This window comes from Vibrio sp. R12-SW3-ISO1, from assembly GCF_059834005.1.
The window spans coordinates 1-9,437 of the sequence record NZ_JCBDGK010000051.1 but is presented as its reverse complement, the minus strand read 5'-3'; the positions used below and the strand labels follow the sequence as shown (position 1 = coordinate 9,437).

Below are 9,437 nucleotides of genomic sequence, written 5' to 3'. Positions count from 1 at the left end.
AGAGCGCCCTATCTACTTTGGTCGTGAAGCTAAGCGAGTTAAAACAAGCAAAGAAGAAATCTATGAAATTCATTTAGACTTTTCTAAGTTTTACGACTCTGTTGATCGGACGATACTTGCAGAAAAAATTGAGGATCTGGTCAAAGAAATAACTGGCAAAGAAGCTGATGAATGTATTAGCTACGTTCTAGATCAGTTTGCAGATTGGGAATGGACAGAAGAATCTCAAGACCTATACACAGAAGTGTGTAAAAACGAACACATACAGACCCTAGAAGATAATAAAGGTATACCTCAAGGGCTCGTCGCGGGTGGTTTTTTAGCAAACATTTACATGCTTGATTTCGACAAGGACATTGCTGAGCTGATAGGCCAATATCTAGATGAAAACGAAAAGATACTATTAGTAGATGCTTGTCGATATGTGGACGACCTAAGACTGATCATCAAAGCAGACAAAAACGAAGTATCTGAGAATGAAATCCGTGAAGTGATAGCTGCTCACTTCAAACCATATCAAGATAATTTAGGTCTCATCCTTCAACCTCAAAAAACCAAAGTTAAAAAATTCAGTTCTAAAGAAGGAGCAATCTCATCTAAGCTTGCACACATACAAAATAAGCTAAGTGGCCCAATGCCACTACATGAACTAGATGAACAACTTGGACACCTTGAAGGACTAATTGAGCTAACAGATAATCTTGAGATCGAAGACTTGGATAGTAACGAATTCGAAGACAGTTGTATAAGTGAATTAGCTTTTATTGACAGAACTTTCAATGATGTACGTAAAGATACTCTCCTACGTTTTACAGCCAACAAAATCCACGCACTTCTTCGTCAAAAGCGAAGCATGATCGCACAAGAAGTTACCAATTCTGGAGCCCCTATTCCAGGAGCATGGGATTATCTACAAGAGAGAATGGCTCGAAAACTAATATCAAAGTGGACTAAAGATCCTTCGCTTTTGCTACTTCTAAAAAAAGGACTAGAACTATTTCCTCATGCTCGAATACTGCGCCCAATCTTACAAAGCCTCGAGAGCATCCGAGACCATGATGACCTCGCACTTACCACTTTCGCTGAATATTGCTTAAGTGAAGTACTTCGCCACTCTGCTACCGCAATACATACAAAAGATCGGTGGGCGTTTCCTGCACACTCCGATCCAGAAAGCTACTTTGAATGCCTAGAGGATTACGCATGCAGTAAATTTGAAGTGCTAGATTCCTTTGAGGAGGCATTTAAAGAACAAATTTTGTTCTTTAGTCTTGTTCGTAATGACTCACCTCTTAAAGAGGTTATTAATATTGAACCATTTGATCTGATTACTCAGCTACTAAGTGGTTTCCGCAACGTAAACCTAAAGCAAAAACCTACTGAGTTCACTACAGCGGTTTTACTAGCTAACCAACTAGCACTGGACAAAAGAAAAGTCTTGCGTTCTATATCAAGTGCACTGGAATCGATCTATAGTCGGCGTGCTCGCCCAAACGTATCATTGCCCTCACGAAGAGCCAGACAGCTAAATAGAGGAGATCTAAGCGATATATGTGAAAGACTCATGCTAAATAGCCCTGAGCTATTCGAACAATTATACTTAAAAGCGAAATCAACTGACTCAAAGTGGCCTAAGAAAGCCCACTCTTTTGCCAACTATCTTGGTCTAAATGATTATGCCAAAATCAAAGGAAATCTATCTTCCTACAATAGTAAATCAGTATCCCTTCTTTCGGTGATTAGAACCGACAACAGCCCATTTAAGCATGAGAATGGCATACTTAAGCTAGTTCAATCGTCACTAGCTGAAATAGATAAAAACAACTTCGACGCACCTATAGATATTGCAAGTACAAAAGTCCGATGTAGTGATTGGGATGACTTGCTAAGCCTAAAATCATCATGTGAGCTCAAAGTCGAGTTAGAATTTTATGATGACGAGACCGAACTATTTCATACTCCCCCTAAATGGCTAACAGAAGAGCACAAACCACTCTATTACATTGGGATGTTCATTCGAAGTTGTCTGCTGGGCTCTGTCGACTGGAGTAGCAGCAGTCTCCAGTCTGAAAAACCTGCATATCGCGGTATAAAGTCCAATATGCTAAAAAGGCAGATCGGTATGATGCATTCACCTGAAGCATTTGGAGATAGCAAATCGCCGATGAGTGATTGGCTATCAACATTGTTGTTCAAGCTACTACAATGGCCTGGGGTTGAAAGCAACAATAGCTTATATTCATGGCCGAAAGCCTGGACTCTAGATGAACTAGAAAAGTGTATAAACAATCGAAGTAATGACCAAGCTAAGTCATACTGTACACTCTCCAATATGCCAACCTATACAGAAAAAGTAAGATTAGGATGGCCAAAAGACAAAAAACACCTAAATGTTGTCATGGTTCAATCACTTCTACCTTTGACAAAAGACTTTGATTTAGCTGGCTTAAAGTTAGATACACCAACATACAGAGCTAAGCATAGAAGGCACGTTGCTTCAGTTTCAGAACTAATCTTACACAACATCGCTAGCGTCGATAGTGTGAATGAAGCTCCAAACCTCAAAGGAAAAGTGGATCTTATAATTTGGCCTGAACTTTCTGTCTCACCCGATGACCTAGATATCTTAGAAAGGCTTTCGGATAAAACGGGGGCAATTGTTTTTGCAGGAATTGGCTTTAGCCATATTCAGAATGAGCGTGACCTCAATAACTCAGCTATGTGGATCATCCCAAATAAAGGAACGAATGGCAGGAGATTTATCAAGCGCCTTCAAGGGAAGAAAAACATGACTGTTGGTGAAGTAAACCAAATTATGCCTTGGAGACCCTATCAACTAATCGTAGAAATGATTCATCCTGCTCATGAAGAGAAAGAGGGCTTCAAGTTGACTGGCTCGATATGCTATGACGCCACAGATATTAAGCTAAGTGCCGACCTTAAAGACAAATCACACGCGTATATTATTTCAGCGATGAACAAAGATATTGCGACCTTTGATAGCATGGTTGATGCGCTCTTTTATCATATGTATCAGCATGTTGTACTGGTTAACAGTGGTCAGTTTGGTGGTTCAGTAGCCAAAGCTCCTTACAAAGAGCGATTCCATAAGCTCATTACGCACACACACGGTTCCAATCAAGTATCGATATCTACATTTGAGATGAATATGTTCGACTTTAGAGATTGTGGTCAATCACTTAGAACCAACAAGAAAACAAAGACACCGCCAGCAGGAAACATGAAATGATTTGCCTCGACACTAACGCTGCTAACTTATTGACGTTTGAATTTTGGAATGAACGAGCTGATATCATAATGGCCGTTGTTGCTGTTCTTGCGCTAATGCTCACGTTACAACAACTACGGTCAGGGAGACAGGAGTCTCGAAGAGCAACTGCTTATGCAACTTACCAAGAGTATTTAAAAAACTGTGCAGACAATCCAAAATTTGCTTATGGGAATAAAAATGACATTGTTTCGAATGGAGTGACTCACGAAAAGTACCCGTGGTTTATTTCACAAATGCTATTCACATTTGAACAGGTTCTAGAAACATCAAAGTCTGACAAACAATGGAAAACAGCAATACGCTCGCAGCTTGAGAGACATGCATGGTACTTAGAAGGTTCAAACACCATAAAACGGAAAGAGTGGAGTGACGAACTAACGGCTTTAATAAGTGCAGCTATATCAAACTGGCAGATTAAGAAGCGTGCGAATGTGCAAGATGAACCTGTAACGAATGCTTATTAGTTCCAATTTTAGGTCAACAGCATGTTGGCCTAATAAACCTTATGGGGTTAAATCGATACCCAAACACAGTTTGGGGCAGAACCTTCTTAGAACTTTCCAATCACAGTTTGTGATCACCAAGCGATTTTGACGTATGTTGGATGAGTTGGTAAGCGTTTCTGCAAAACACATTAGCTTCTATGGTTGCAATATATGAAATATCGTCGATACTAAAACTTAGAAAGTCTAAGTTTTAGTGGTGGCATGTGAATAGCGACATTCAACTATACCCTGACGAATCGCTCGAAAGCTTCTTGTTGCGCTTGTCGCAAGAACAAGGCTACGAGCGATTTTCTCATTTCGCTGAAGATATATGGTTCGACACCATGGATCAGCATGAAGCGATTGCGGGTGCTTTCCCCTTAGAGCTCAGCCAAATCAATATCTACCACGCGCAAACCACAAGCCAAATGCGGGTGAGGGTTCTAATCCACCTTGAGAACCAATTAAAGCTCAATAACTTTGGCGTGCTGCGCTTAGCATTATCACATTCAAAAGCTCAATTCTCTCCGCAATACAAAGCTGTACATAGATTCGGTTCTGACTACCCTTATACTTTTCTTCGCAAACGTTTCACGCCTCTTTGCCCACTGTGTATTGACGACGCACCCTACATTCGTCAGCAGTGGCAATTTATCTCTCACCAAGCCTGTGAACATCATGGCTGCAAACTGGTTCATCATTGCCCCGAGTGTAAGTCGAGACTTGAATACCAAAGTACCGAGAGTATTAGTCAGTGTGAATGCGGTTATGAACTCCGAAACTCGCCAGTAGACGACGCGTCAGAGGCTGAGGTATTGGTCGCTCGATGGTTGTCAGGAAGTGATTCAAAACCTTTGGGATTATTGAAAGCAGAAATGACGTCATCTGAGCGCTATGGTTTTTTTCTTTGGTATGTAAATCGTTATAGCGATATCGATGACCTCAGTTTTGAGTCATTCATTGAATATTGTGGCGCTTGGCCAACGGCATTGTGGCAGGAACTTGATGCCTTGAAAGAGAAGGCAGGACTTATTCGAATAAAAGATTGGAAGAAGGTGTTTTTCAATGAAGCTTTTGGGGCTCTGCTTAAAGATTGTCGTCAGTTACCGAGTCGGCAATTGAGTCACAATATCGTACTGACTCAGGTGTTAGCTTACTTTACTCAGCTCATAGCAACAGTACCTTCAAGCGCGAAAGGAAATATAGGTGATGTACTGCTCAGCCCCTTAGAAGCTTCTACATTGCTTTCTTGTACAACAGATGAGATCTATCGGTTGTATGAGTTTGGTGAGGTCAAGGTGGCTATAAGGCCACGAATGCACACAAAGTTAGCGACTCACGAATCAGCGTTTACCCTGAGAAGTATCATAGAAACAAAACTGACTCGAATGAGCTCTGAAAGTGATGGCTTAAGTGTATATCTACCAGAGTGGTAAGTATGACGAAATTAAGTGACTTATTGGTAATCGAAGACGAAGCAGTAAAGCAAGCTGCGCTAAAGAAGATGTTCATGCCCTATACGGAAGGTGTCTGTGTTGAAGGGTTTGAAAAAGAGGCGTTAACGATCTTACTCAATCTCAGCTCAAGCCATCAATCAGATAGATGCTCAGATTGGTTGGATGTTGCCCGAGCTAAGAGGCATTTAAAAGCGGCTGAGAACCTAGAGGCGTCCCTTAATGAAATCAAATGGTTCCACACTCATAATCTCAAGTTTCCAGACTGCCGAGTTAAAGATCAGCGGATAGTTGCAATGCCTCTTACGACAACCGAGGTATTTATTTCAAGCGCAGTATTAGAGCAACGCTTGGGGTGGGCGCATAACTCTGCGGTGTATCGACACACATTGTGGTTATTGAATCCTTTTCTTTGGCAATCACAGCCCGTATGTATTCTTTCACTTATACAGCAAGAAAGCCCTGTTTGGGTTGAGCGGCTCAAAGAATTTGGTTTAGGTGCTAAGTCACTTGCGCGCTTGAAACATACAATCGAAGAACATCTCTCTGGTAATCATTTTCCCGATAGTGTCAGTGTTTACAGTAAGCAGCTAAGGTTTCCATGGAGGGATGATTATATTTCGGTGACCCCAGTGGTTAGTCATGCTATTCAGAGTGAGTTAGAAGTGAGGTCGAGAAGTCGAGAAAATAAGCTCAGCTTTGTGTCTTCGTCACTGCCAAACTCTGCAAGTGTCGGGAACCTGTGTGGCAGTTTGGGTGGGTATATGAAAATCCTAAACTACCCGCTAGGCGTCAAAACTGCGCAAGGTGGCACGTTACCTGAAAGTCGTATAAAGAGTGGTCACTATTTTGATGACTATCAGGTAACTAGCGCCAAAACCTGTCAGGTTTTAAATCGTCTAACTGGTTCAGAGCCATCTAAAACACAGAAGCAGAGGGAGAGTGACCGTAAGGTTAGAAGTAAGATATTGCGAAAGCAGATAGCCTTGTGGATGCTCCCATTAATTGAATTAAGAGACATCGTTGATGCTGACCCTACTCAACAGCAATTGGAACATAATGACTCTTTGGCTCAAGCCTTTTTATCGCTACCAGAATCGGACTTGGGCTCCTTAGCCAGTGAGTTTAACCGTCGCTTGCATCTCACGTTTCAAAACAACAAGCATGCTGCAAAGTTTGCCTATCATCCCAAGCTTATACAGGTCGTCAAAGCTCAAATCATATGGGTCCTCGAACAGCTCAGCAAACCAATTAGCAATGAAGATAAGATAACGGGTGAGCAGTATATCTACTTGTCATCAATAAGAGTGCAAGATGCGGTCGCAATAAGCTGCCCTTATTTGTGCGGCGCACCCTCTATGGCGGCGATATGGGGTTTTATGCACCGCTATCAAAGAGAGTTTAATAGGCTAGTTAATTGTGATTCCCCGTTTGAGTTTTCGAGTTTCTCTTTTTATGTCAGAAGCGAAAGCATCAAACCTACAGCCAAGCTTACCGAGCCTAAATCAGTCGCCAAAGTTAGAACCGTTTCAAACGCTAAGCGACCAACTATTCGTAGTGAACGATTGGCAGATCTAGAAATAGACTTAGTTATTAGAGTTCATAGTGAAAGCCGAATTTCAGATTTTAAGTCCATACTTCAAACAGCTCTTCCTGTTGCTTTCGCCGGAGGGGCATTATACCAACCACCGCTATCGACGCAGATTGAGTGGCTGAGGACATTTACCAGCAAGAGCGAGCTTTTCCATGTCATAAGAGGGTTACCAGCATACGGGCGATGGTTATACCCAAGTGAGAGTCAGCCGAGTAACTTTGATGAACTAGCGCGTTTAGTGACTAAAGACGCTGATAATTTGCCAGTTTCTATTGGCTACCATTTGTTAGAACAGCCAACTCAACGGTCCAACTCAATCACCTCTTGTCACGCCTATGCAGAGAACGCGATAGGGTTTGCGAAGAAAGTAAATCCGATAGAAGTACGTTTTAGTGGAAGAGATCACTTTTTAAACCATGCCTTTTGGTCGATAGAATGCAGTAGCGAAACTATTCTTATAAAAAACTATAGGGATTAATCGCTTATGGAACTTTGCACTCAGCTGAACTACGTTCGATCACTCTCTGTTGGCAAAGCGTACTTCTATTATCTATCTCAAAATGGCGAGATGTGCCCCCTTGAAATAGATAGAACTCGGTTGCGCGCACCAAAAGGTGGTTATGCGGAAGCATATAAAGGGTGCAAGTTCGTAGAAAAGAATGTTGCTCCACAAGATTTAGCTTACTCCAATCCTCAGTTCATCGAAGAGTGTTATGTAAAACCTGGTGTTGATGACATCTACTGTGCATTCCCTCTTCGAATTCGAGCCAACTCTCTAACTCCAGATACCTGTAGTGATGATGAGGTACGCTCTAAACTTTCTTTACTCGCTAAAACATACGAAGAACTTAATGGCTATCAGGAGCTCGCTCATCGATATGCGAAAAACATTCTGCTTGGCACTTGGCTTTGGAGAAACAGAGAGTGTCGAAAGTTGTCTATAGAAGTGACTACCAGTGATTCACAAACCTTGATTGTCGAGAATGCAACAAGGCTTTCTTGGTATGGTCATTGGGATGAAGTCTCATCGGAATGCTTAGAAAAACTTACAGGTTATTTGACGCGAGCACTGTCTGTTCCAACAGAATATTTCTACATGGATGTCAAAGCTAAAATTGGAGTCGGTTGGGGGGATGAGGTTTACCCAAGTCAAGAGTTCTTGGATGGCCGAGAAGATGGTGTTCCAACTAAACAATTAGCTACCGTCGAGCTACTGACCGGAGAAGAAACGGTTGCTTTCCATGGTCAGAAAGTTGGTGCAGCGTTGCAATCGATTGACGATTGGTGGCATGAAGATGCAGACAAGCCATTAAGAGTGAATGAATATGGATCTGACCGAGAGTACGTTATAGCAAGGCGACATGTGTCCCATGGAAATGACTTTTACCAATTAGTCAGAAATACAGAGCATTGGATTGAGACAATGATAGCTTCTCAGAACATCCCAAATGACGTGCACTTTATTATGTCGGTCTTGATCAAGGGTGGTCTCTTCAATTGTTCCAAAGCGAAGTAAGGATGATTATGACGAAGCGTTACTACTTCTGTATACGGTATGCCTCTGGCCAGGCCGACTATGAGCTGTTAGCAGGGCGTTGTATATCTCAAATGCATCTGTTTATGGTCCATAACCGACACGTCATGAATAAAATAGGTGTGAGCTTTCCCGACTGGAGTGCTGTTACGGTTGGACAAACTATAGCCTTTGTCGCAGAAGATAAAAAGGTGATGATTGGACTCTCTTTTCAGCCCTATTTTTCTTTGATGGTAAATGAAGGTTTGTTTGAGATCTCCAGTGTATGTGAGGTGCCAGGTACTGCTATCGATGTGAGGTTTACTCGTAATCAAACGATTGGGAAAAGCTTTTTGGGTTCCAAGAAACGTCGAATCAAACGTAGCATGCAGAGATCCGAACTATTTGGCGCTGGCACATCGTTACCAGCCACCAATGAAGAGCGAGTCATCGATAGTTTTCATCGAATCCCAGTTTCTAGTGGCTCATCAGGGCAGGATTTTATTTTGTTCGTGCAAAAGGAGTTTGTCTCGGAGCGCGTTGAAGCAAACTTTAGTAGCTATGGTTTAGCCACCAATCAAGAAAAAAAAGGGACGGTGCCTGAGTTACGTTTTTGACCCGTTTTCTAAAGCTCATTTTTAAGTAAGTAAAAACAGCGAGTTACGTAAGTAAGCAGAAAAAGGGTACTTTAGGGTTTTGTGATGTAAATCCCGTGGAATTAACAGCTTAGTGACTATAGTTAACTGTGTCCTGCCGCATAGGCAGCTAAGAATGATTTGAATGGCACTTCGTCCAAACCCAACACGTGTCCTGCCGCATAGGCAGCTAAGAATAGGCCAGGAAGAAAGCAACCCACCTGCTGAACAAGCAGTTAAGAATAAAAACCATTAAGTTTAGTTTAGGCTTGATGGTTTTTTTTACTTATTAATTTGTGTGCGGGGGGACGTGACTCAAAATGTGTCTTCCAGGCTATAGCTAACTATGCTGGGAATGCGGTGCAACGAGGTGTTGAACTTATTTTTGCCCCAAAGTTTGTTGGATTTAAACGCTTGGAATTAAAAAGCTCAACATTTAGCTGAGCTTTTTAGTTTGCTTTGAG

6 protein-coding genes are annotated in these 9,437 nt (G+C 42.0%); all 6 read left to right on the top strand.

The genetic code is table 11. The features are described 5' to 3' along the window. On the top strand, positions 1-3,250 hold a 3,250-nt coding region (locus AC6R0R_RS16800), incomplete at its 5' end, for an RNA-directed DNA polymerase (protein WP_500627552.1). Further along, positions 3,247-3,756 (top strand): hypothetical protein, encoded by a 510-nt coding sequence (locus AC6R0R_RS16795; RefSeq protein WP_500627551.1) that lies wholly within the window; start codon positions 3,247-3,249, stop codon positions 3,754-3,756. The genes AC6R0R_RS16800 and AC6R0R_RS16795, both read left to right, overlap by 4 nt. Positions 3,757-4,001: 245 nt before the next feature. After that, positions 4,002-5,213, top strand: a complete 1,212-nt coding sequence (locus AC6R0R_RS16790; protein WP_500627550.1) for a TniQ family protein — start codon at positions 4,002-4,004, stop codon at positions 5,211-5,213. 2 nt (positions 5,214-5,215) lie between these two features. After that, complete coding sequence (locus AC6R0R_RS16785) at positions 5,216-7,303, top strand: type I-F CRISPR-associated protein Csy2 (RefSeq protein ID WP_500627549.1); 2,088 nt, start codon at positions 5,216-5,218, stop codon at positions 7,301-7,303. 6 nt (positions 7,304-7,309) lie between these two features. Then, positions 7,310-8,341 (top strand): type I-F CRISPR-associated protein Csy3, encoded by a 1,032-nt coding sequence (gene csy3, locus AC6R0R_RS16780; RefSeq protein WP_500627548.1) that lies wholly within the window; start codon positions 7,310-7,312, stop codon positions 8,339-8,341. An 8-nt stretch (positions 8,342-8,349) separates the two neighbouring features. Further along, the gene (cas6f, locus tag AC6R0R_RS16775; protein ID WP_500627547.1) at positions 8,350-8,955 is read left to right on the top strand and encodes a type I-F CRISPR-associated endoribonuclease Cas6/Csy4; all 606 of its coding nucleotides are present in this window, start codon (positions 8,350-8,352) and stop codon (positions 8,953-8,955) included. Positions 8,956-9,437 lie beyond the last annotated feature (482 nt).